The 21,316-nt window shown below is 63.2% G+C and carries 19 protein-coding genes, 1 tRNA gene and 1 pseudogene; 12 read left to right on the top strand and 9 right to left on the bottom strand.

All coding sequences use genetic code 11. From position 1 onward, the window contains the following. Window positions 1-60 precede the first annotated feature (60 nt). Window positions 61-828: a 23S rRNA (guanosine(2251)-2'-O)-methyltransferase RlmB gene (gene rlmB / locus EEB18_RS03025; protein ID WP_187140460.1), complete on the bottom strand. Its 768-nt coding sequence runs from the start codon at window positions 826-828 to the stop codon at window positions 61-63. A 78-nt stretch (window positions 829-906) separates the two neighbouring features. Here rlmB and EEB18_RS03020 point away from each other — a divergent pair. The 3 genes and pseudogenes from EEB18_RS03020 to EEB18_RS03010 all read left to right on the top strand — a co-directional run. Beyond that, a tRNA-Tyr gene (locus EEB18_RS03020) sits at window positions 907-992 on the top strand. 197 nt (window positions 993-1,189) lie between these two features. Beyond that, window positions 1,190-2,422: a tyrosine-type recombinase/integrase gene (locus EEB18_RS03015; RefSeq protein WP_187140461.1), complete on the top strand. Its 1,233-nt coding sequence runs from the start codon at window positions 1,190-1,192 to the stop codon at window positions 2,420-2,422. A gap of 226 nt (window positions 2,423-2,648) precedes the next feature. Next, window positions 2,649-3,227 (top strand): annotated as a pseudogene (locus EEB18_RS03010) (ParB/RepB/Spo0J family partition protein); the annotation flags it as partial. 134 nt (window positions 3,228-3,361) lie between these two features. On the opposite strand, the gene EEB18_RS03005 reads toward EEB18_RS03010, so the two are convergent. Continuing rightward, on the bottom strand, window positions 3,362-4,024 hold the full coding sequence (locus EEB18_RS03005; RefSeq protein WP_187140463.1) for a thermonuclease family protein: 663 nt from the start codon (window positions 4,022-4,024) through the stop codon (window positions 3,362-3,364). 306 nt (window positions 4,025-4,330) lie between these two features. Between EEB18_RS03005 and EEB18_RS03000 the strand changes: the two genes are divergently transcribed. Beyond that, entirely contained in the window at window positions 4,331-4,654 is a 324-nt protein-coding gene (locus EEB18_RS03000; RefSeq protein WP_187140464.1) for a DUF736 domain-containing protein, read from the top strand. Window positions 4,655-4,893: 239 nt separating this feature from the next. Beyond that, the gene (locus EEB18_RS02995) at window positions 4,894-5,823 is read left to right on the top strand and encodes a HEPN domain-containing protein (protein WP_187140465.1); all 930 of its coding nucleotides are present in this window, start codon (window positions 4,894-4,896) and stop codon (window positions 5,821-5,823) included. A 2-nt stretch (window positions 5,824-5,825) separates the two neighbouring features. On the opposite strand, the gene EEB18_RS02990 is transcribed toward EEB18_RS02995, so the two are convergent. Further along, on the bottom strand, window positions 5,826-6,047 hold the full coding sequence (locus EEB18_RS02990; protein ID WP_187140466.1) for an EexN family lipoprotein: 222 nt from the start codon (window positions 6,045-6,047) through the stop codon (window positions 5,826-5,828). 27 nt (window positions 6,048-6,074) lie between these two features. Here EEB18_RS02990 and EEB18_RS22650 point away from each other — a divergent pair, with 27 nt between their 5' ends. Continuing rightward, window positions 6,075-6,920: a nuclear transport factor 2 family protein gene (locus EEB18_RS22650; RefSeq protein WP_262408093.1), complete on the top strand. Its 846-nt coding sequence runs from the start codon at window positions 6,075-6,077 to the stop codon at window positions 6,918-6,920. Window positions 6,921-7,036: 116 nt separating this feature from the next. Here EEB18_RS22650 and EEB18_RS02980 read toward each other — a convergent pair whose 3' ends face one another. Next, entirely contained in the window at window positions 7,037-7,378 is a 342-nt protein-coding gene (locus EEB18_RS02980) for a hypothetical protein (protein ID WP_187140467.1), read from the bottom strand. Window positions 7,379-7,725: 347 nt separating this feature from the next. Here EEB18_RS02980 and EEB18_RS02975 point away from each other — a divergent pair, with 347 nt between their 5' ends. Then, a complete protein-coding gene (locus EEB18_RS02975; RefSeq protein ID WP_187140468.1) occupies window positions 7,726-9,378 on the top strand; it encodes a PHA/PHB synthase family protein in 1,653 nt (550 codons plus the stop codon). Between the two features lie 22 nt (window positions 9,379-9,400). After that, a complete protein-coding gene (gene phaZ / locus EEB18_RS02970; protein WP_187140469.1) occupies window positions 9,401-10,609 on the top strand; it encodes a polyhydroxyalkanoate depolymerase in 1,209 nt (402 codons plus the stop codon). A gap of 43 nt (window positions 10,610-10,652) precedes the next feature. Here phaZ and EEB18_RS02965 read toward each other — a convergent pair whose 3' ends face one another. Then, a complete protein-coding gene (locus EEB18_RS02965) occupies window positions 10,653-11,477 on the bottom strand; it encodes an SDR family NAD(P)-dependent oxidoreductase (RefSeq protein WP_262408219.1) in 825 nt (274 codons plus the stop codon). 145 nt (window positions 11,478-11,622) lie between these two features. After that, window positions 11,623-13,359, bottom strand: coding sequence for an N-acyl-D-amino-acid deacylase family protein (locus tag EEB18_RS02960; protein ID WP_262408092.1), 1,737 nt, complete (start codon window positions 13,357-13,359; stop codon window positions 11,623-11,625). Between the two features lie 162 nt (window positions 13,360-13,521). On the opposite strand from EEB18_RS02960, the gene EEB18_RS02955 reads away from it, so the two are divergent. Then, on the top strand, window positions 13,522-14,799 hold the full coding sequence (locus EEB18_RS02955; protein ID WP_187140471.1) for an MFS transporter: 1,278 nt from the start codon (window positions 13,522-13,524) through the stop codon (window positions 14,797-14,799). 97 nt (window positions 14,800-14,896) lie between these two features. Here EEB18_RS02955 and EEB18_RS02950 read toward each other — a convergent pair whose 3' ends face one another. Continuing rightward, complete coding sequence (locus EEB18_RS02950; RefSeq protein ID WP_187140472.1) at window positions 14,897-16,129, bottom strand: MFS transporter; 1,233 nt, start codon at window positions 16,127-16,129, stop codon at window positions 14,897-14,899. Between the two features lie 190 nt (window positions 16,130-16,319). After that, window positions 16,320-18,608 (bottom strand): TonB-dependent receptor, encoded by a 2,289-nt coding sequence (locus tag EEB18_RS02945; protein ID WP_187140473.1) that lies wholly within the window; start codon window positions 18,606-18,608, stop codon window positions 16,320-16,322. Between the two features lie 331 nt (window positions 18,609-18,939). Between EEB18_RS02945 and EEB18_RS02940 the strand changes: the two genes are divergently transcribed. Genes EEB18_RS02940 through EEB18_RS02930 form a run of 3 tightly spaced genes read left to right on the top strand, consistent with a single transcriptional unit; the run spans window position 18,940 to window position 20,826 of the window. Further along, window positions 18,940-19,188: an SDR family oxidoreductase gene (locus EEB18_RS02940; RefSeq protein ID WP_187140474.1), complete on the top strand. Its 249-nt coding sequence runs from the start codon at window positions 18,940-18,942 to the stop codon at window positions 19,186-19,188. 22 nt (window positions 19,189-19,210) lie between these two features. Beyond that, window positions 19,211-20,053: a phytanoyl-CoA dioxygenase family protein gene (locus EEB18_RS02935; protein ID WP_187140475.1), complete on the top strand. Its 843-nt coding sequence runs from the start codon at window positions 19,211-19,213 to the stop codon at window positions 20,051-20,053. After that, window positions 20,053-20,826 (top strand): SDR family NAD(P)-dependent oxidoreductase, encoded by a 774-nt coding sequence (locus EEB18_RS02930; RefSeq protein WP_262408090.1) that lies wholly within the window; start codon window positions 20,053-20,055, stop codon window positions 20,824-20,826. The genes EEB18_RS02935 and EEB18_RS02930 overlap by 1 nt, the downstream gene beginning before the upstream one ends. Before the next feature lie 24 nt (window positions 20,827-20,850). On the opposite strand, the gene EEB18_RS02925 is transcribed toward EEB18_RS02930, so the two are convergent. Continuing rightward, window positions 20,851-21,315: a nuclear transport factor 2 family protein gene (locus EEB18_RS02925; protein ID WP_187140476.1), complete on the bottom strand. Its 465-nt coding sequence runs from the start codon at window positions 21,313-21,315 to the stop codon at window positions 20,851-20,853. Window position 21,316 lies beyond the last annotated feature (1 nt).

Raw genomic sequence — 21,316 nt, 5'->3', positions numbered from 1 at the left:
GGGGCTGCCATCAATTTAGCGCCAAGTTGACAGCGGCCCCCGCCTTCGCGGGGGCGACGATCACTTTGCCGCCGTCGCGACCGCGTAGAGCGCGACCGCCGCGGCGTTCGAGATGTTCAGGCTTTCCATGCGCGGCGAGATCGGCAGTTTTGCCAGCACGTCGCAATGTTCCATGACATTGTGGCGCATGCCGTCGCCTTCGGAACCGAGGACGAGCGCGACCTTGCTGCCGTCCAAGACCGACCCCAGCGTCGTGTCGGTGTCGCCCATCAGCCCGATGCGCCAATATTGCGCTTCGGCGATCTCCTCGAGCGCGCGCGACAGGTTGACGACGCGAATCCACGGCACGATTTCGAGCGCGCCCGACGCCGAGCGCGCGATGACGCCGCTTTCGGGCGGGCTGTGGCGGTCCTGCGTGACGATCGCTGCGGCATCGAAGGCGGCGGCCGAACGCAGCACCGCGCCGATATTATGCGGGTCGGTGACCTGGTCGAGGACGATGATCGGGCGGCGGCTGTCCGAATCGATCTCTTCCTGCAGCAGGTCGCCAAGATAGATGCTCTCGAGCGGGTCGACCTCGATCACCAGCCCCTGGTGCGGCGCATCGCGCGCGACGAGGCGCGCGAGGTCGGTGACCTCGGCATAGCTGATCGGAATCACCGGCGGCAGGTCGAGCTGCCCCAGCGCTTCGCGGGTGCCCCAGATGCGCTTGACGGTGCGTTCGGGGTTGGCGAGCGCGGCGAGGACGGCGTGGCGGCCCCAGAAACGGATGGGCTGGCCGCGCGTGCTCGGGCCCTGCGTACGGCGATGACGGGAAAATTGTCTCATGGCCGCGCCTTTCCCATGACTGCCATTGACAGGCAAGCCTCGTTTCGCCATTGGGCCACTTCCCAAAGCGGACCCCATGGACAGGTGGCCGAGTGGTTAAAGGCAGCAGACTGTAAATCTGCCCGGGTTTCCGTACGCTGGTTCGAATCCAGCCCTGTCCACCACCCTCCGATCCGAGGGCATCCGCAGAACCCCCTAGAAGTCCCAGAAAACCTAGTGTATTGTCCTCGCATCGTCCGCATGCGTCCGGGGCAATTTGCCTGCAGCCGGAACGCAGTGTGGGGGAAGTGTGGGGGAAGATCGGCTTTCCCCCACACTCTCGTTCCCCAAAATGTGGGGAGAAAGTGTGGGGGAAAATCCCATGGGCAAACTCACGGCGGTTGCGGTCAAGGCCGCTCTTGCGAATCCGGGCACCTATCAGGACGGTGACGGATTGTTTTTGAAGGTCGACAAGCGGGGCGGGGCCTCTTGGACTCTTCGCCTGCAGCGCGATGGCAAGCGCCAAGACATTGGATTGGGCAGCGCGAAATTGTTTACCTTGGCGCAGGTCCGCGAGAAGGCCGGTGTGCTTCGCAAGGCGGTCAAGGTCGACCGGCGCGACATATTGGCTGAGCGAAAAGACGAGGCGGCGGCCAAGATGACCTTTCGCGAGGCAGCCAAACAGTATCACGCCGAGAACGAGGCAGGCTGGAAAAGCGACCTTTACGCTCGCCAATGGCTGACTAGCCTCGAGAATTATGCCTTCCCAAAGCTAGGCGACGAGCAGACCGGTGCGATTGTCTCGGCTGACATCATAAATGTTCTCACGCCGATATGGCAGGAGATACCCGAGACCGCCCGTCAGGTGCGCAACCGGATCTGCACAGTGCTGGATTATGCTCATGCCAAGGGATGGCGATCACGCGAAGCTCCCTCAGGCAATGGCAGCCTCAAAGCGGGGCGCGGCTTGCCGCGGCAACTCAAGAAGCCCGAAAACCGCAAGGCGATGCCATATGCGGCTTTGCCCGGTTTCATCACGGCCCTGCAGCGCAAGCCTTCCTACAGCAGGCTTGCCCTTGAGCTACTCATTCTGACCGCTGCGCGCAGCCAGGAGGTGCGTCTGGCGACGTGGGACGAGTTCGATATCGAGGCGCGGCTGTGGACTGTGCCCGCCGATCATATGAAGCGGGGCAAGTCGCACATCGTACCACTGTCAGATGCCGCTCTGGAAGTGATTGCGAAAGCGCGTGCCCTCCGACTCTCGAATACAGACGTTGTTTTTCCCGGTTCTGGTGGGAAGACGATGTCCGATATGACGCTGCTCAAAGTGCTTCGAGACATGGCCGAGCCATTCCATGTCCATGGCTTCCGGTCGACGTTTACCGACTGGGCTGCGAATGAAGGCTTTAATGACGCTGTCGTCGAGGCGGCGCTAGCACATAAGACGCCCGATGCCGTGCAGGCTGCTTACCGTCGAACGACCTATCTCGGCACCGAGGATAAGCCCGGCGCACGCGTCAATCTCATGGGCGCCTGGGGGAACTATTGTCTTGGAAGGGAAGCGGTTACGAAAGCCGGAGAAGACACGGACGTTGGTGAACCCGCAAAGTCATAGGAGCGGTTATTTCGACGATGCCGGGATGAGTGGCCATCTTCCGCGCGATTCGCGGGCGCTGTCTGCTGGGGCAGAGGCCGCGATTGGTGTTCCGTTCTACACCGTAGCGACACACTTTCTCGGGATGGCCCGGCCTGCGGCCGGAGAGAGATAGAGGCGGATTGGCCTTTGCGGCGCACATGGAGCGGGGAGAGAGTCTTCCGGCGGTGCGCCTCGGAGGTGGCTTATGGCCAAGCATCAATCCAAACTCGTCCTTAACCCGTCGCGCGACATCCCGCTCGACCGGCTGGAGCTTTCCCAATCCAATGTCCGGCGCATCAAGGCCGGCGTATCCATCGAAGCACTCGCCGCGGATATTGCGCGTCGCGGGTTGCTCCATGGCCTCAATGTGAGGCCCATTCTCGACGAGACGGGGGAGGAAACCGGCCGGTATGAGATACCGGCCGGTGGCCGGCGCTACCGCGCGCTCGCCCTGCTCGTGAAGAGGAAGCTTCTCGCGAAAGATGCGCCGATCCCCTGCGTTGTCCGCGCCGCTAACGATGACATCCTCGCCGAAGACGACAGTTACGCTGAAAACGCGATGCGCGAGGCGTTGCATCCCCTCGACCAGTTTCGGGCCATGCAGGCGATGGTGGACAAGGGCGACGATGTCGAGGCGATCGCCGCGCACCATTTCGTCACTCCGGCAGTGGTCCGCCAGCGCCTGAAGCTCGCCGGGGTCTCGCCAAAGCTGCACGACGCCTATGCGGACGACGAAATCTCCCTCGAACAGTTGATGGCATTCACCATCTGGGAATTTCACAAGGCTTTCCGAACGAGCGTCTTACAACTCGGCATCGCGCGCCTGCTTGCCCGATGCAGGACAAGCATAGCCCGACGTAACGTCAGGGCAAGCCCGCGGTGGCGAGATTGGTCCAGATTGAATCAATCGGCTGCCGGTCAGCGGCCGCGATAGGGCTCGCAGGCGATGCCGTCGCCATCGCCATCCATCTCGGGCCGGTAGCCCGGCTGGCCGCGATAGATTGGCGCCGCGCCTGCGGCCCATGCTTCTTTGCAATTCCGGAAGAAGGTGCCTGAAGGCTGGGCCGGTCGGTCGGGTGCAATTGATCGTGCCCGGGTGTCCGGACGGGCCGCCGGCCGGGGATTTGCCGCCCGGTAGTCTGCCGGCATCTGGAAGGATCCGGCCCACAGGCCTATCTTGGCATCGCGTGCGCGGGCCTCTGCGCCGACATATTGCGTGCTGAACTGAGTAAAGGCGACGGCGAGCCCTGCGCTCACCATCGCATCTCCCAGGTCGGTGGAGCCGACCCGGCAGGCGGCGACAACGCGTCCATGGTCGTCATAGTCTCGCTGTTGGCAATAGACGGATCCGCCTGCGACCAACGCGGCGAGCTTCGCAGCTGCTTCTCTCCCGCACGACCAAGTCGATCCCGCTCGCTCGCAAGTCTGGGCCAGTTCCGGGGCATCGATGCCGTGGATCCGGACCGCGATCCCGCCGAAGTCGAGCGAATCTCCGTCGACCGCCCGTGCGGAGCCGCTGACATCCTGGGCGCACGCCGGGAAGGCGAGCAGGGCTAGCAGGGCGGCGACGATCCATCTCATGCCCATCTCTTAGCGCCAACCGATGAGCAAGTCCTTGCCGACAAGTGCCATTCTGAACCGGGACGGGAAGCCATCCGGGGCTAGATCGGCGCTGTGAATGGCGCGCTCGCGGGCGCAACGGCGGCGCCCCGCCTTTTTCCCCGGCCGCCTTGCGGCCTCCTCGCGGGCGCTTCGCGCGCAAAAAGCCGGGGCGCCGCCGTCCTTCGCTGGCGCTTCGGCCCGTACGGGTGCGCCCGCTTCCTGGCCGCCATTCCCGGGCTGCCGACGCCCCGGGGGATGGCCCCGGGCGGTGCAGGAGAATGGATCATGGGTGCTATCGGCCTTGTCAGCGGGACGATGGAGAAGGGTTATGTCGGCCAGCTCACGACCATTACGATCCGCGTTCCAATCGAAATTCGCCTCAACCCGTCCAAGAGGGGCGACGTGCAGCCCGACTATCGCGTCTGGTCCGATGGCGTGGAATGCGGGGCAGGTTGGCTTCGTAGAAGCGAGGCTTCGGGAAAGCTCTACGTGACGCTCAGCCTCGAGGCCCCCGAATTCGGGCCGCGACGGATCTATGCGCGGCTCGGCCGCGCTGCGGGCCAGGACAATCCCGAGGTGTATGCTCTCATCTGGAATCCGGTCGACTAGGAGGCGAAGCGATGCTTTCGAGGACGACCATATTTTCTTGTTTCCCTTACGGTCAGGCCGTGCCTATCGCCGCCGAGCCAGCAGGGGGGTTCCGGCTGGCGACAGGGGCCAATCATCTCTCCCTTCCTGACTCCGGTCGGCCGGGCAAGCGACCCGTCCGGCCGCAAAATGGCGGCATCCTTGCGACCGGATCAATCTCGGCGTGCAAGGGTGTCGCCATCTTGTTAGGGTGACGGGCAATGCGTAGCAGCCTCGATCACCTCCCACCCCATAAACAGCGTGAGCTGGAACGGATCGTCGAGATCGTCTTCGAAGAGTTCGAGGATGCGCTGGCCCTCGCGACCCAGGACTGGAAGCGCAAGGGGCGGATTTCCAAGATCATTTTGTACGGGAGCTACGCGCGCGGCGGGTGGGTCGACGAGCCGCACACGGCGAAAGGTTATCAGTCGGATTATGACCTGCTGATCATCGTCAACGACGACCGGCTGACCGACCGCGTCGAATATTGGTCGAAGCTCGACGACCGATTGATCCGTGAGCTGTCGGTGACCAAGACGCTGCGGACGCCAGTGAATTTCATTGTGCATAGCACCGGCGAAGTGAATGCTGGCCTGTCGCAGGGGCGCTATTTCTTCATGGATGTCGCGCGTGACGGGATCGCGATTTACCAGGCGGTCGATGACGAGTTGCCCGAGCCGCAGCCGAAAACGCCGCATGCGGCATTGGAGATGGCGCGGGAATATTTTGACGAGTGGTTTCCGAGTGCTGAGAGCTTCGTTCGCGGGTTTCGTCACGCAGTCAATGACGGAGATCTAAATAAGGCGGCTTTCGATCTACATCAGGCTACCGAGCGCTTCTATCACTGCGCCTTGCTAGTATGTAGCTTCTACACGCCACATGTGCACAATCTCGCCTTTCTCCGGACGCAAGCCGAGCGGATCGATGCAAGGCTGGCCGAGGTCTGGCCTCGCGAAGCGAAGGCGGATCGGTCTCGCTTCGAGAAGTTGAAAGAGGCCTACATAAAGGCACGGTATTCGAAGCATTACCGGATCAGCGAAGAGGAACTCTCATGGCTCGGTGATCGAGTGTCCGCGCTCGCAACAATCGTGGAAGAGATTTGCCGCGAGCGGATCGCCGATCTTGAATCGACTGCAAGGGATGCTGGCTAGGCCTACTTGCCGCGGAAGCGCTTGAAGCGCTCCCGATCTTCGGCGACCTTGGCCGCCAGGGACGCGTTTGTGCATTCTGCACCCGTGACGGATCCGTCGGTGCAAGCCGCGATCACCTCCTGCGCCACGTTGGGATGTGCCTCGAAATATTCGACGCTGCGAGCCTCGCGATGGGAACAGGCAGTGAGGAACAAGGCCGCCAGCACTGCACTCACTTTTCGCATTCAACCCTCCTGCGGATCGCGGAAGGCATGATCCTTGTTTTGCGCGGCGAAAGCGAGAAAAACTGGGTCATTTTGATTGCAATCTCATTTCGGGTTTGCGCCCGAAATCCGACATTCGACTTAGCGGCAGTATCGGCAGAAAGCGGGCGTATTCCTGATGGTGATTATGTCAGCTTTCGGCCAGAAACTGCGGCTCTGTTCGCGGAATCGGCACGATCGGCAACCTCGAGCCTAGTTCGGGTTGCGCCAGTCAGGAGCGCCCGGGTCAACTGCGCCTGGCTGTGCTTCCCGGTCTCCTCGACGATCGCGCGAAGACGACCTTTTGCCGTCGAGCTCTTCAGCGGCGCCAAGTTCTTTTGCCTTGACCCCGGCGCGAACAGATGGTCGGCGACGGCAGGCGGGAACAGGAGAGGCGAGGCAGAGATGGCAGTGACGATCGAGACGCTCCTCGACGAGCGCGAAATCCACCGGCAGCTTTGCCGCCTCGCGGCCATCATGGACAGCCGCGATTGGGAGGCGCTCGGTGAAGTCGTAGCCGATGATGCTGCGGGGGACTTCGGCGAGGGCTATGATGTCAGCGGCTGCGCCGGCTTCGAAGCGATCTTCCGCCAGTTTCTCGGGAAATGCGGGCCGACGCAGCACCTGCTCGGCAATCTTGTCGTCGAGATCGAGGGAGATGCGGCCACCAGCCGCTGCTATGTGCGAGACATGCACCAGGGCCTGGGTGAGCGCGCCGGGCTTTTTCTGTCGACGCCGGGCGAGTATCGCGATCGCTGGATCCGGACCTCGTCGGGATGGCGGCTGGTCTACCGGCAAAAGATCAATCTGATGATGATTGGTTCGGTCGGCGCGCTCGGCGTGGATGAGGTCTGAGCGGCTAGCTTATGGGATCATTGCTCCGGCAAGCCGCGCATGTTGGCGTGCCGGGGCGCGAGGCGGAAAAAAAGGGGCGCCGCCGAGAGAGAGGTGGCGGCGCCCGGACCGGCCGGTCAGAACTTGATCGATAGGTCGATGCCGTAGTTGCGAGGCGTCTGGAAGCTTCCCACCACCCAGGTATCGAGGATCGGGAACAGGAACTCGAGCTCGTCCGAGTCCGTCAGGTTCTTGCCCCAGAGCGATATCGCCGCTTTCGTCGAACCGAGCGGGATGTCGCCGAGCGTCACGCGCGCGCCGAGCTGCCAGGTCGCCGGGATGATGAGCGCCCGGTCGAGCGCGAGGTCGGCGGCCGCGAGATTCGAGCACCCGATGAGGGGCGACTGCGTCGATCCGATCGGGCACTGCAGGCGGACATGGCGCCCGATATATTGCCCGTCGACGCGAAAGCTCAGCACAGAATTGTTGGCGGCGCGAGCCGATCCCGGCGGCGGCGAATATGTCGTCGGGGGTGAAGCCGAGCCGATCCATCAGCGCGACGAGGTCCTGTCCGACGACGGCGGCGTCGTGACGCCGCGAGACTTTCGCCACATGCTTGCTGGGATGCGATCGGTGCGGGGCTGCTCGCAGACGCTGGCTCATTGCGGCGTGCACCGGCATGGCCCTCTACGCAGGGTCGAAAGTTCCAGAAGATGATTTCCGGTCATGCCATCGTTTCCCGTTGCACAATGCCGCAAAACATGAAAATCCTAATGGCGAACGCAGCTTTGCGTATAAGATAAAATGGTGGAGCGGGATATGCGTCATGACGGAGGCAAAGAACGAGAATGATCGGTCCGGCGCCTGGGGCTGGCCGCCCTTCGTGCCCGAACAATTTCTTTCCTACTGGCCGGTCGGATGGAAAGCCGAGCCCTGGATGGCAGCGGGCGCTGACTTCCTGAAGGAAATGACGAGCATCGCTGCCGGAACCTCGGCGCTGGCACCCGACAGCAAGGACTGGCGCTTTAAGGACAAGGCCTGGAGCGAGAACCCGCTCTACCAGCGCTGGGCGCAGGCCTATCTCGCAATGTGCACGGCGGTTGAGGCGATGATCCCCGACAATATCCCGTGCAAGGAGCGTGCGCGCGCCGAGATGGTGACGTCGATCGTCACCAGCATGTTTGCGCCGACCAATACGCTCGTCGGAAATCCCGCGGCGCTGGCCAAGACGTGGGATACGAAAGGCGACAACCTCGCCAAGGGCTTCCAGAATTTCCTGCGCGATCTTGGCGAGAATGGCGGGATGCCTGCGCAGGTCGACGACAGCGGCTTCGAGGTCGGTCGCAATCTGGCGGTCACGCCCGGCAAGATCGTGCTCAGGACGCCGATGTTCGAGCTCATCCACTATGCCGCGGCGACCGACAAGGTCAGCGCCGTCCCGGTTCTGCTCGTCCCGCCGCAGATCGGCCGATATTATTTCACTGATCTCGCCCCCGGCCGCAGCTTCGCCGAATATACCGTGTCGCAGGGGATCAACTATTTCGCGATCAGCTGGCGCAATCCGTCGCCGAGCGAGCGCGAATGGGGTCTTGATGATTATCTCGAAGCGGCATTCGAGGCGGTCGAGGCCGTAGCCGAGATCGCCGGGGTGCCGAAGATCAACATCGTCGGCTTTTGTGCGGGCGGAATTCTCTCGGCGATCCTCGCAGCATGGCTCGAGGCGCGAAAGATCTCGCTCATCAACAGCCTGACGCTGTGCGTGACGATGCTCGATTTCAGCAGCGACGCGGCCCTCGGCGCGTTCCGCTTTCCGGCGATGCTAAGCGTCGCCAAGGCCCAGTCCGAACTGAAGGGCGTGTTGCCTGGCGACGATCTCCACAAGGTGTTCACGCTGATGCGGCCGAACGATCTCCTGTGGAATTACTGGGTCAATAATTATCTGATGGGCGACAGCCCGCCGGCTTTCGACATCCTCGCCTGGAACAAGGACGGCACCAACATGCCGGCGCGGCTCCACAGGGATTTTCTCGAGCTCTTCGAGACCAATCCGCTGATCGAGCCAGGCCGCTTCAAGATCGCGGACGAGGCTGTCGATCTAGGGCGCATCGGCTGTGACGCCTTCGTCGTCGGCGCGGTGACCGACCATCTCACCCCGTGGAAGGCTTGCTACAAGGCAGTCCATCTCCTCGGCGGCGAGGCGATGTTCGCGCTCAGCAACGGGGGACATATCGCAGCGCTCGTCAATCCGCCCGGGAACCCCAAGGCGTGGCACAAGCTCGCACCGGCGACGGCGCCCGACGCGGATGGCTGGGAGGCGGCGGCGGTAACGATGCCGGGTAGCTGGTGGGAGAGTTGGACAAAGTGGATTGCCGACCGGAGCGGCAAGGCGGTCAAGGCACCGGGCTCGCCCGGCTCCGCGAAACACAAGCCGATTGCAGACGCGCCGGGTCAATATGTCAAGGAAAGCCCGGCGCTCTGACCGGGCCAATGCAGGGGGATGAATGATCTACACAGCCTATGAAGCCGCCAGGCTCCTGACGCGGCCCATGGCGGCAACGCTCGAGACATGCGGAACGATCGCGCGTCACGAACTCAACCCGCTTCGCAACAGCTTCGCGAACAGGGCCTTTTCCACCCTTTGCGAAGTGCCGTTCCGGGTGCTGCGCGACTATCCGAAGCAGGGCTTCAATGTGGAGAGCGGCGACGGCTATTACCGCGAACATGTCGTCCGGAGGCTGCCGTTCGCCGACCTCATCGGCTTCGATGTGCCGGACGCCGACGCGAGGCCGAAGGTTCTGATCGCCGCGGCGCTCTCGGGGCATCATGCCACGCTGCTGCGCGATACGGTGCGCGGCTTCGCGCGCGACTTCACCCCCTATATCACCGACTGGCGCGACGCGAGGCAGGTGCCACTGGCGGACGGGGATTTCGGCCTCGACGACTATGTCGCCTATCTCGTCGATTTTCTCGAAACGCTCGGCCCCGGGACGCATCTGGTCGCGAGCTGTCAGGCCGCGCCGCCCGCATTGATGGCGGCGGCAGTGCTCGCGAAGCGCAGGCCCGAGCTGGTTCCGGCGAGCCTCACGCTAATGGCGGGGCCGATGGATACACGCGTCAACAAAGGGCTTATCAACAAGGTCGCGGACCATGTGCCGCTGAAACTCTTGCGGGCGAACAATATCAAGAAGATCCCGCCCGGTTTTCCGGGTTCGGGCCGCCGCGTCTATCCCGGTTTTTACCAGCTTGCCGGGTTCATGCTGCTCAATCTCAAGCCGCACGTCAGGAAGCACACGGAATTCGTGAAGGACGGGCTGCGGGGCGATGCCGATGCGCAGGAGGCGTTTCGCGGCTTCTACGACGAATATTTTGCCGTGCTCGACATGACCGAGAGCTTCTACATCGACTCGCTCCAGCGGATTTTCTTCGAGCATCACATGCCTCGCGGGGTGATGACATATGAGGGGGAATCGATCGATTTCGAGGCGCTCGATACGATGCCGCTGCTCACCATCGAGGGAGCGAAGGACAATATGTGTACGCTCGGGCAAACCGAGGCCGCCCATGCCCTCTGCCCGAACATTCCCGACGCACTGCGCCGGCACCATGTGCAGGAGGGGGTCGGTCACTACGGAGTGTTCTCGGGCTCGCGCTTCCAGAACGAGATCTATCCCGTCGCGCGAGATTTCATTCGCGCGCATGACAAGGGCTGAGCGACGGTAGGGGCAGGCGTAGCGGCGGCCCCGACGGCCTGGCTTAGGCGAGGCCGGCAGCCTTCAAAAGCTCGCTCGAGTCCGGAGCGGCGTGCAGCGACTGCCCGCCGTCGACGCTGATTGCCTGACCCGTGATCCAGCGCGCGCCCTCGCCGAGCAGGAAGCAGGCTAACTCGGCGACGTCGCCAGGCTGGCCGAGGGGGCCTGCAAGCGGCACATTCGCGCGGCAGGACTGGTGGAAAAGCGTGCCTTCGCCGACATATTTGTCGTTGATCTCGGTGTGGATATAGCCCGGCCGGATCGAATTGACGCGAATGCCGTCGCCGCCATATTCCGCCGCTGCGACGCGCGCCATCTGATCTATCGCTGCCTTGGCCGCCGAATAGGCGCCGGTATATTTGGCGGCTACGCGCGCATCGCCGTTCAGCGACGAGATGAGCACCAGCGCTCCGCCACCCGCCTCGCGCATCGGTGCGATACCGGCCTTCATCGTCACAAGCGTCGAGATGATATTGGACGTGAGCACGCGCTGGAACTCGTCGACCGATATCTGGTGCATGGCACCGGGCATCCCGCCACCCCCGGCGTTCGCGACCATTCCGTCCAGACGGCCCGCAACGTCGAGCGCTGCCTCGACCACCCTGGACATCGCGATCTCATCGGATGCATCCGCGGCGACATAAGCAACCGAGCCATTGCCGCTGAGCTGATCTCCTATGCGCGATGCCGATGCGGCCAATGCGCTTTCGGTGCGGCCGCAGATGACGACATGGGCGCCGCGCGCCGCCAACCCCGCCGCGCAGGCATGGCCGATGCCCGTTCCGCCGCCGGTTACGACAAATGCACGGCCCGCAAAGTCCTGCTGCATGGTGGTCACGCTCTTCGATCCTTCTCGGCAGCAGCGAGGACGGATCGAGGCCGCTTCCTTCTGCCTGCATGCTTGGCCAATGCCGCAACAACGACCAGACCCAGTATCGAGAAAGCTTCGGATATGATCAGGGGATAGCCTGGCATCAGGCAGCAGCCTTGTTGCGGACCAGTCGCCCAGGCAGGGCTCCGGTGCGCTCACCGCGGCGCCTTGTGATCACGCCGCTCACGATCGTGGCATCATAGCCGTCGGCGCGTTGCACGAGCCGGCGCCCGCCGGCGGGAAGGTCGTGGACCGCCGTCGGCGCGTGGAGGCGCAGCCCATCATAGTCGATGACATTGATGTCGGCCTTCATGCCCGCCGCGATGAGACCGCGATCCTTGAGGCCGAGCGCCACCGCATTGTTGTTCGTCAGCGCCTTGACCGCCCAGGGGAGTGGCAGCCTCGGACCCCGGGAGCGGTCGCGGGTCCAGTAGGCGAGCAGCGTCGTCGGGTAACTGGAGTCGCAGATCATGCCATAATGGGCTCCGCCGTCACCGAGCGCGACGAGCGTGTCCGGATGTTCGAGCATCGAGCGCACCGGCTCCAGCGAACCGCCGACATAATTGGCGGCCGGCAGCATGAGCGTGGCATGGCCCTCCTGCTCGAGGAGCAGGTCGTAGGCCAGTTCTTCCGGCGACATGCCGAGGGCCTCGGCGCGCGCGCCGATGCTATATTCGGGAAGCGGCTCATAGTCCGGCGGATCGCCGAGCGGAAAGAGCTGGGCCGTCTGTCCCGCCAGATAGAGAAAGGTCGGATTGCTGTGCTCGGCCTTCTCTGCGAGCAACCGGGCGCGCATCGCAGGATCGCGCATGGCGGCGACACGCTCGGCAAGCGATAGCGCCTCGATCTTTCTGTAGCTTGGGTGGAAGCGGAAAGGGTGGAAGGAGAGATCGAGGCCGTAGAGGATACCCACCGCGCGCGGAAAGACCTGGGCGCGGATCGGAAGTCCGTCCCCGGTCGTCTCGGACAGGAGTCCGAGCGTTGCTTCCATATTGTCCGGATGTTGAACCGTGTTCAGCAGGGAGAAGGAAAGGGGGCGCCCGGCGATCTCCGACAGGCGGCGCAGCATGGCCATCTCCTCGGCGGGGTCCTTGCCTTCCTGGGCGCCGGGAATGAGCTGGAATACCCCCGACCCGGCAACGCGAAGTCCTTCGGCAAGCGCGCGATATTCCTTTTCCTCCGAAGTTACCGTCGGGGCGAGATCGCCGCTGGCGGTTCGGTGCGCGAGGCTGCGCGATGTCGTCACGCCGAACGCGCCGGCGCGCACGCCTTCCGCGACGATGCGCGTCATCTCGGAGAGATCCTCGTCGGACGGCGGCTCGCGGTCGGCGCCGCGCTGGCCCATGACGTGAATGCGGACCGGCGCATGCGGGATCTGCGCCGCGAAATCGATGTCGGCTCGCCGTGCCTCGAGCGCGTCGAGATATTCGGGAAAACTCTCCCAGTTCCAGGGCAGCCCTTCGACCATCACGACTTCGGGAATATCTTCCACACCCTCCATGACCCGGACGAGCATGTCACGATTCTCGGGCTTGCACGGCGCGAAGCCGACCCCGCAATTTCCCATGACCACTGTGGTGACCCCATGATTTGACGACGGAGCAAGTGTGTCTTCCCACGTTACCTGGCCGTCATAATGGGTGTGGATGTCGATGAAGCCCGGCGTGACGATGCGTCCTCGCGCGTCTATCTCTTCTTCGCCCGTGCCCTCGATGGTCCCGACAGCGCAGATCTTCCCGTCTTGCACGGCAACATCGGCTTCGTAGGGGGCGCTTCCGCTCCCGTCGATCACCAGACCGCCGCGGATGACAATGTCGAAGGTCGGCGCGCTCGCTGCCACTCTGTCTCTCCCCATTTTACGCGAATCATCATTATATGTTCGATTTTCTTCATTATGCGGCATTTCTGCGGCGATTGCTCTAGCAAATCGTCGCAGTTGGCGCGATGGTCATCTCATAATCAGGCCCCGCCGCATGAGCGTGGGTCGAAGCGGAGAGAGTCAATGACGACTGGTTTTGACGAGGCGACGGCGATCGGAAAGGGCGCGATCGATCCCGAGGCGCGAGCTTCGCGGCTCGGACGGCGGATGGTCGCGATCGGTTTCCTCTCGATCAACCTTGGAATCGGCCTATGCTACGGCACCTTCGGTGTGATGGTGCTCGACATCGAGCGCCATTTCGGCGTGGGACGTGCCGAGGTGTCGCTGGCGCTCTCGTTCGTGGCGCTGGCGCACGGGCTCATCGCGCCGGTCATCGGGATGCTGATCGGCCGGATCGGCATCCGGCCCCTGATGATCGCGGGCGCCTTGATGTCGTCCCTCGGTTTCATGCTCATTCCCAGTGCGAGCGGCAGCCTCGCGATGTTCGCCATTTACGGGCTGCTCGTAGGGCCGGGAACGGCGCTCCTGGGCGTCGTCCCGGTGCTGACCCTCGTCAACAACTGGTTCAGCAGAAACCAGGGACGGCTCATGGGCATCGTCATGATGCCGGTCGTGATCACGGTTGCGCCGCTCGCCGTTGTTGCCGCCAAGCCCGTCCTCGGCCTTGCGGGGATCTTCTATGTCGTGGCCGGCCTGTTCATCGGGGCATTGCCGCTGCTTTTCGCCGTGATCGACGCCCCGGAGCGAGTCGGCTTGGAGCCCGTCGGCGGTGCGCCCGCACATGCGAGTGCGTCCGGCGCATCGGAAGCGCTCACGGCGTTCCAGCTCTGGCGGAGCCCGCACTTCCTGCTGATCGTGCTGGCGTCAGGGCTGATCGTCGGCGCCGGTGTCAGCAAGAATGTGCACTTCGTACCGATCCTCACCGAACAGGGCTGGGACATCTCGCGGGCAGCGTTCCTGCTGTCGATCTCGGGCGCCACGGGGATCGCGGGGTCGCTCCTCTTCGGCTATCTCGCCGATCGCTTCTCTTCTTCCGGTGCCCTCGCAATCAATGCTCTTCTCCAAGCCTGCGTGTGGCTCATCCTTATTTTGCCGTCGCCCTTCGCACTGCTCGTCGTCGACGCTGTGGTCATCGGCGCGTGCGGCGGCGGGGTAGCGAGCGCGAAGGGTGTCTTCGTCAATCGCTTCTTCGGACGGGCGAATTTTGCGCGGGTGAGCGGGCTCTCGGCGCTGACCACCATTCCATTCGTCTTCGCGATCTCACCGATTGTAGGAGCTCTACGCGAAGGTTTCGGCAATTATGATTTGCCGCTCGCCGCCATCATCATTCTCTTCATCGTCGCATCGGCCTGCTGTGCATCGCTCGTCCGGACCGAGAAGCGATTGATCGCAGCGAATTGACTGGGGAGGCGGTTTGCACGGCTCTCGGCGCCGCCAACAGGCGTCGGCGGTTCAGCTTGCCGTCTCTGTATCCGCGGCGGTGCAGGCGTCCCTTGGCTCAGTCGGCGCCGTTCAACAGCGCACGCGCTCTCGCCTCGCGTTCCTCGCGCGTCGCGATGTAGAACAGCCCGGCAGCAACCACGAAAAGTCCGACCATCAGACCCATCGGCAGATGATAGCTGCCGCTTGCCTCGTAGAGGAGGCTCGCGATCGGGGTGAGCCCGAACAGGAAGGGTAGAGTGAAGAGCGCCATCAGCCCGAATGCGCGGCTGAATGACCTGGTGCCGTACAGGGTTGCCAGCGTGACGCCGAAGGCCGCTTGAGCGCCCGCTCCGCAAGCGCCGACGACGACCGCGTCGAGTATCAGCACCGGCAGCCCGACAGGCGCGAGAAAGACCGTCCACATGACCGCCTGGACCAGGCAATTCGCCATCAGCGCCTTGGCGCCTCCGATGCGGTCCGCGATCGCGCCAAACAGAAAAGATCCGAGCAAGCCGGCGCCGCCGGTGATGGCGAGGAGCGTATTCGCCTCTTCGAACGTCCGTCCCTGTTCGATGAACAGGGGGACGAAGTGCGCAAGCTTCATCGTACCCGCGCCGACAAGCAGGCCCTGGGCTACGACGAGGATCCAGAAGATCGGTCGCCGGGTGAGCGGTGTCGATGGTTCGCGACCCCCTTTCGCGATGACAGGTGCAGCCTCGCTCATCGCCAGTTCCTGGCGATCGCGCACGAAAAACAGCAATGGCAGGAACAGGACCATGGCGCCCGCCAGTGCCTGGTAGACGGTTCGGATGCCTTCCGCCTGAAGGAGCGGTGCGATCGTGATCGGAACGACCATGACCATGAGCGGCATGTTGACGATCCCGAGCGCAACGCCGCGGTGTCGGCTGCTGGCCCAGCGCGCTGCGAGCGTATTCGATGGCAGGGTGCCGAGCATGGCCGTGGCGGGGCCGAGAAGGAAAAAATAGACGGCTAGCAGATGGCTTGCTTCCTTCACTTGGGAAGCGGCCAGGAAGGCGGCGGCAGCAAGCAGTGCGCCGAATATCATGATGGTGCGGATGGAGACTTTCTCGACGATGCGGCCGAGGGCGGCAGCAGTCAGCGAGAGAGAAACGAGCATGAGCGATATTGCGAGCGACGAGGTGGAACGGGTCGCGTCATATTCCTTTTCCATCGCCAGAACGAGTGTGCCGAAACTGCCGAACGCGAGCCCGGTGGCAAAGTTTTGCGCGAGGGTCGCGATCGCGACCTGGAACCAGTTGGTGCCGTTAGCGGTGCGTGCGCCGAGCATCTCATCTCCCTTGGCGTCGTTGCGCCGGATCGCTTCTCGATATGTTTTTCAGGCTATCTCAAAAATGGGCCGGACAGGCCAGACGATCGGATCCTAAGAAACCGAACCGTCTGGCTTGCCCGGCCATCAGGTTGAGGATGCCGTGGCCGGAACGCTTCTAGCAAGGCGAAGCGCTCCGGCCGAACCCGGATTAGAATTCAAAGCCGACGTCGAGGCCGTAGGTGCGCGGGACCTGGAAATTGCCGATCACGTTGGTCGAGAGGTTGCGCGCAAATTCGAGCTTCTTGTTGTTGGTCAGATTCTGGACCCAGGCCGAAATCTTGGCCTTTGTGCCGCCGAGCGGAAGATCGACGAGCGACAGGCGCGCGTTGATGTCGAAGCGCGAGGGAAGCGTGGTGAGCGAGGCTGTGGCTGCGTTCACGATCGGGTCCGACAGGCGCTTGTCCTTGAGGAACCCGTCGACGCGAAACTGCAGGAAGCTGTCGTTCGAGAAATGCGGCGAGTCATATTGCGCGCCGACGCTCAGCGTATTTTTCGGCGCGAGCGAGGCGACCGGACCGGCGACGGGATCGTCGGCAAGCTTCGCATCGAGGTAGCCGTAGCTCGCATTGAACGAGAAGTTGTCGGAAGGCTGTGCCGTCAGTTCGAGCTCGAAGCCGGTCTCGCGCGCTTTCGGCGCCGAGATGATGAACGTGCCCGCCGATGCGCTGAACGACAAGGTCTGCACGTTGCGGCGATCGCTGCGGAAGACCGCCGCATTCAACCGCAGCGTTCGGTCGATGAGATCGGCCTTGAGCCCGAGTTCGTAGCTCTTGACGGTCTCGGGGCGGAACTCGACCCCGCCGAGGACGCCGCCCGAGAGATAGCCCGTCGCGAAACGGGCATAGGCGCGGATGTCGCTGCTCGCGATCCAGGTGGCGGTCGCATCGAAGTCCCAATGGTCGAAGCTGACGTCATAGGTGCCCGGAGGCGCGAAGGCCGGAACGAGACCCGCGGCGCGGACCACTTCGCGGCGATCGTCCTTCGTATAGCGGATGCCGCCGGCGACTTCGAAGGCATCGGTCTTGTAGCCAAGATGCGCATAACCCGCGATCGACTTGTTGCGCACCGACGTGTCGGCTCCTGCGAGATAGTCGCTCGGAACGCCGAAGATGTCGATGGTGTTGCCGTCGGTCGGCGTCGTGCGGGGCACGATCGTCACACCCTGCGGAAAGAGCACGCCGATGAAGACCGGGTTGTTGTCGCGGCCCGTTTCGCGGAAATAGAAGCCGCCCAGCACCCAGTCGAGATTGCCCATCTTCCCAAGCAACTGCACTTCCTGCGTGAACTGCTTCTGGTGACGGTCTTCGATCGACGAGATGTTGGTGAAAGGCAGGCCGCCGACGATGTAGGCGCCGCCATCGATGTCGTTGCCGCCGACGAATTCGTCGAGCTTGCGATAGCCTGAAATGCTCTTGATCGTGATGTCGTCGCTGAGATCATAGGCGAGCGTCAGGCTGTGGCCCTGGATCTTCAGGTGCGAAGCGGTCGTCAGGTCGAGCGCCAACGCGTCGCGGCGCGTCGTCGACGGCGGCAGGAACACACCTGGTGCACCGGTGTAGAAAGGCGGATTTCCAACGCCGGCAGTGAAGCTCGGATCATAGCCGAGAAGCTGCTGGCCGAGCTGGGTGCTGACCTTGTCGGTATAGTCGAACTTGTAGTCCGCAGTGAAAGCGCCACCGTCGAAACGGACCGCCGCCGAGAAGGCGTCGGTATTTTCGGCGCCGAACGTCTTGGCGGACGTCACGGTGCCGAAGGGTTCGGCGAAGGTGAAGGTGCGGCCGGGGGTCAGGTTGTCGACATATCCGCGATTCTCATCATGAAGATAGGAAACGCGGGCGGAGAACGGCCCGAGCGCGGGCAGGTTGACGGTAATGCGGCCCGAATAGCGATCGTAGTTGCCGACCGTGCCCTGCGCCTTCACGCCGAACTCGCCCGAGGGAGCTGCGGTGATGAAGTTGATGGCGCCGCCCGTCGAGTTGCGGCCGAACAACGTGCCCTGCGGACCGCGGAGGACTTCGACGCGTTCCACGTCGGCGAGATCGAAGGCGGTGCCGGCCGGACGGCCGAGATAGATGCCGTCGATATAGAGGCCGATGCCCGCGTCGGCTTCGAACTTCAGCGTGCCGGTCGAAACGCCGCGAAGATAATATTGCGGGGCGCTCGCCGAGCCGAACTGACGCTGCACGTCGAGATTGGGAACCGTCTTCCCGATATCGCCAAAGCCCTGGATGTCGAGGGCGGCGAGCTGCTCCTGATTATAGCCCGTAACCGCGACCGGCACGTCCTGCAGCCGTTCTTCCGAGCGGCGGGCGGTGACGACGATATCCTGGATGCCTCCTTGGCTTGCCCCTTCCTCGCCCGCAGTCTGGGCAAAAGCGGTAGCGGGCTGCGCGCCGGCCAGGATGGTGCACGCAAGCATCGCGAGACGGTAGTTCATTCTCTCTCTCCCTCTGGTCGTATTCTCGGCGGCCGTTCATCGACCGTTCCATCATTCGCGACGGTCTATGACAGTCTTTGCCGAGCAAATCAAACCGATTTTAACGTAAACCGTAATTTGTGTGCCAGCATATTGACGATTTGCGTAATCTAGAGCACATCGAATGACGAAATCCGCCTTCCACGGCAATGCCGGAAGAGGGGGCGGCGAACGGAAACAGGAGAGGTCAGGCCATTGAATCCCGTCATTATCTCGGGTGGAGCATCGGGGATCGGACTCGCGACGGCCGTGGCGCTGTGCGAGGCCGGACGGTCCGTCCTGCTCTGGGATTATGATGCACCGAGCCTTCAGGATGCGGGGTCGCTGCCCCGGTCCCGCACCAGCGCGAATGTCTCGAGCCGGCTGGGCGACCTTCGAGATGTCGACGCGATTCGGTCAGCGGCGGATGCGGCGAGTGCGTATCGGAGAGGCCAAAGAAGTCGGTCGCGCCATCCGGTTCCTCCTGTCATCCGACGCAAGCTACATCACCGGGGCCGAACTCGTCGTCGATGGCGGAACGATGCCGTCGCAGCGACAATGATATAAAAACGGGAGAGACTTTGATGCAATATTCTTATCCGGAACCTTGGTCGATAACGCCATCGGTCGCACCGGCCATCGCGGGCCTCGGGCTCGAGCAGAATGTCGTCCAGCTTCGCGACGAAGGCTATACCATCGTCGAGAACGCCTATTCCCCCGACTTCTGCGCGCGGCTGCGCGAGGCGATCCTGCGGGTCACCCGCGAGGAAGGCGGACATTATTTCGACATCAAGCCGGGCGAGGGAATCTCGGCCTATCACCTGCTCGGCGCCGACGACCTCTTTGCCGAAGCGCTGCTGAACCCAAAGCTTAGCGCCCTCTCGGAATATCTTTGCGGCGGCGATTATCTCCTGAGCCAGATCGCCGCATCGGTCCGCTTCTCGGGCGCGTCCGCCATGGGACTCCATGTCGATGCGCAATGGGTTCCGCCGACCGATTACAATCCCTTGTTCACCGCGTGTCTGGCGCTCGACGATCTCACCGAAGCCGCGGGAACGACCAAGGTCATTCCAGGGTCGCACAAGTTCATGCGCAATCCGGACGATGCGGAAGCGGCGGCTGCGGTCGGCGCCGTGCCGATCGCCTGCAAGGCAGGATCCTTCGCGATCTGGACCGGCTATAGCTGGCACTCCAACTATCCGCGCACGTTGCCCGGCGAGCGGGTCATGCTGCACATGACCTTCTGCCGCCTCGCGTACAAGCCGGCCGAGGACTATAGTGCGCTCGGGGACGAATTTCTGGCCAAATGGCCGCCGGCCATAGCGACGATGCTTGGCCGCAACAGCTGGCTCGGCGTTGCCGGGCGCAATGGGGGAGCTTGCGACATGACGCAATATTCGCGCATGTGGTCGGCGGCGCGCAGCTAATGGCACCGCCTTCACTGGACTTCGCCGGCAAGGCGATCATCGTAACGGGCGCGGCAAGCGGCATCGGCGCCGCGACGGCGCGCCTTCTCGGCGCTGCGGGCGCCAATGTCATCGTCGCCGACCGGTGTGGAGAGGCGGCCGAAAGGGTCGCGTCGGAAATCGCCGGTTCGGTCGCCTGCCAGACCGACGTCACCGATCCGGCGGCCTGCAAGGCGATGGTCGAGGTCGCTCGGCAAAAATTCGGCCGGCTCGACGGTGCCTTCAACAATGCCGGCATCACCGAGGTCAGCCTGCTGAAGGACGCCCCGATACCCGAGACGCATCTCCTGCCGCTCGAGATCTGGCGCGGCGTTCTCAGTGTCGATCTCGACGGGGTCTTCTACTGCCTGCAGGCCGAACTGCCTTTGATGCTCGAGACGGGTGGCGGCGCGATCGTCAACACGACCTCGCTGCAGGCGCATATCAGTTATCCGCGTACCGCGCCCTATACCGCTGCCAAGCATGGCGTTCTCGGGCTCACCAAGACCATCGCCAAGGAATATGGCGGGCAGGGGATACGGTGCAACGCCGTCTCGCCAGGTGTCGTCGACACGCCGCTGACATCGGACGTCATCCACCTTCCCGACTATAAGGACATGCTGCTCGCACCAATCCCGCTGAAGCGCTTCGCCGAACCGCTCGACATCGCTCGCGCGGCGCTTTGGCTGCTTTCAGACCAGTCGGCTTATGTCAACGGCGCCGTGATCGCGGCCGACGGGGGCTATCTCGCCTGAGGTCTTGAGGCCTGACGCATCGCGTCAGGCCGCTGCTATCGCATATTTGCCGTGCGCGCTGAGATCGCCGAACAGGTCGTTCGTGATGTAGCGCTCGGCGAAATGCCATTCGCCGCCGGTCTTGAGGAAAGTGTCTCGATAGTCTCCGGTGATGATCGGCTGCAACGGTCCGCCGGGCGCCTGCTGTACTACAAGGACGGTGCTTGTCGCGGTCGCGCGTCCGGGTCCCGCGGGCGTCACGATGAGGTTGACGATATTGTGGCGCGTTCTCGGCACGCCTTCGTACATCCTGACGAAGTCGGCGAACATCTTCGTGATCTCGCCCGGATCGGCCGTCACCGGCTCGTCGCGGTCCTCGAAATGCACAGCGGCGCGGTCGAAGAGCTTGCCGAGCCTCACGAGATCGCCCCCGTCGAGATAGCGGGGATAGGTGTGCACGAGCGCCTGGATCGCGAGAAGGTCCGCCACGGTGAAGTCTTCGTCTGTCATA

It is taken from the genome of Sphingopyxis sp. OPL5 (genome assembly GCF_003797775.2).
Lineage (GTDB): Bacteria > Pseudomonadota > Alphaproteobacteria > Sphingomonadales > Sphingomonadaceae > Sphingopyxis.
The sequence above is the reverse complement of the archived record's forward strand: the minus strand, read 5'-3'. Positions and strand labels throughout refer to the sequence as shown.

Bases quoted from the DNA above. Each gene is read 5' to 3' on its own strand.
- EEB18_RS02990 (WP_187140466.1), bottom strand. From the start codon at position 6,047: ATGCGAAAAGTGAGTGCAGTGCTGGCGGCCTTGTTCCTCACTGCCTGT.
- EEB18_RS03005 (WP_187140463.1), bottom strand. From the start codon at position 4,024: ATGAGATGGATCGTCGCCGCCCTGCTAGCCCTGCTCGCCTTCCCGGCG.
- EEB18_RS02940 (WP_187140474.1), top strand. From the start codon at position 18,940: ATGATGCACCGAGCCTTCAGGATGCGGGGTCGCTGCCCCGGTCCCGCA.
- EEB18_RS03015 (WP_187140461.1), top strand. From the start codon at position 1,190: ATGGGCAAACTCACGGCGGTTGCGGTCAAGGCCGCTCTTGCGAATCCG.
- rlmB (WP_187140460.1), bottom strand. From the start codon at position 828: ATGAGACAATTTTCCCGTCATCGCCGTACGCAGGGCCCGAGCACGCGC.
- EEB18_RS02930 (WP_262408090.1), top strand. From the start codon at position 20,053: ATGGCACCGCCTTCACTGGACTTCGCCGGCAAGGCGATCATCGTAACG.
- EEB18_RS02950 (WP_187140472.1), bottom strand. From the start codon at position 16,129: ATGCTCGGCGCACGCACCGCTAACGGCACCAACTGGTTCCAGGTCGCG.
- EEB18_RS22650 (WP_262408093.1), top strand. From the start codon at position 6,075: ATGATCCTTGTTTTGCGCGGCGAAAGCGAGAAAAACTGGGTCATTTTG.
- EEB18_RS02935 (WP_187140475.1), top strand. From the start codon at position 19,211: ATGCAATATTCTTATCCGGAACCTTGGTCGATAACGCCATCGGTCGCA.
- EEB18_RS02975 (WP_187140468.1), top strand. From the start codon at position 7,726: ATGACGGAGGCAAAGAACGAGAATGATCGGTCCGGCGCCTGGGGCTGG.
- EEB18_RS02925 (WP_187140476.1), bottom strand. From the start codon at position 21,315: ATGACAGACGAAGACTTCACCGTGGCGGACCTTCTCGCGATCCAGGCG.
- EEB18_RS02995 (WP_187140465.1), top strand. From the start codon at position 4,894: ATGCGTAGCAGCCTCGATCACCTCCCACCCCATAAACAGCGTGAGCTG.
- phaZ (WP_187140469.1), top strand. From the start codon at position 9,401: ATGATCTACACAGCCTATGAAGCCGCCAGGCTCCTGACGCGGCCCATG.
- EEB18_RS02955 (WP_187140471.1), top strand. From the start codon at position 13,522: ATGACGACTGGTTTTGACGAGGCGACGGCGATCGGAAAGGGCGCGATC.
- EEB18_RS03000 (WP_187140464.1), top strand. From the start codon at position 4,331: ATGGGTGCTATCGGCCTTGTCAGCGGGACGATGGAGAAGGGTTATGTC.
- EEB18_RS02965 (WP_262408219.1), bottom strand. From the start codon at position 11,477: ATGCAGCAGGACTTTGCGGGCCGTGCATTTGTCGTAACCGGCGGCGGA.
- EEB18_RS02945 (WP_187140473.1), bottom strand. From the start codon at position 18,608: ATGAACTACCGTCTCGCGATGCTTGCGTGCACCATCCTGGCCGGCGCG.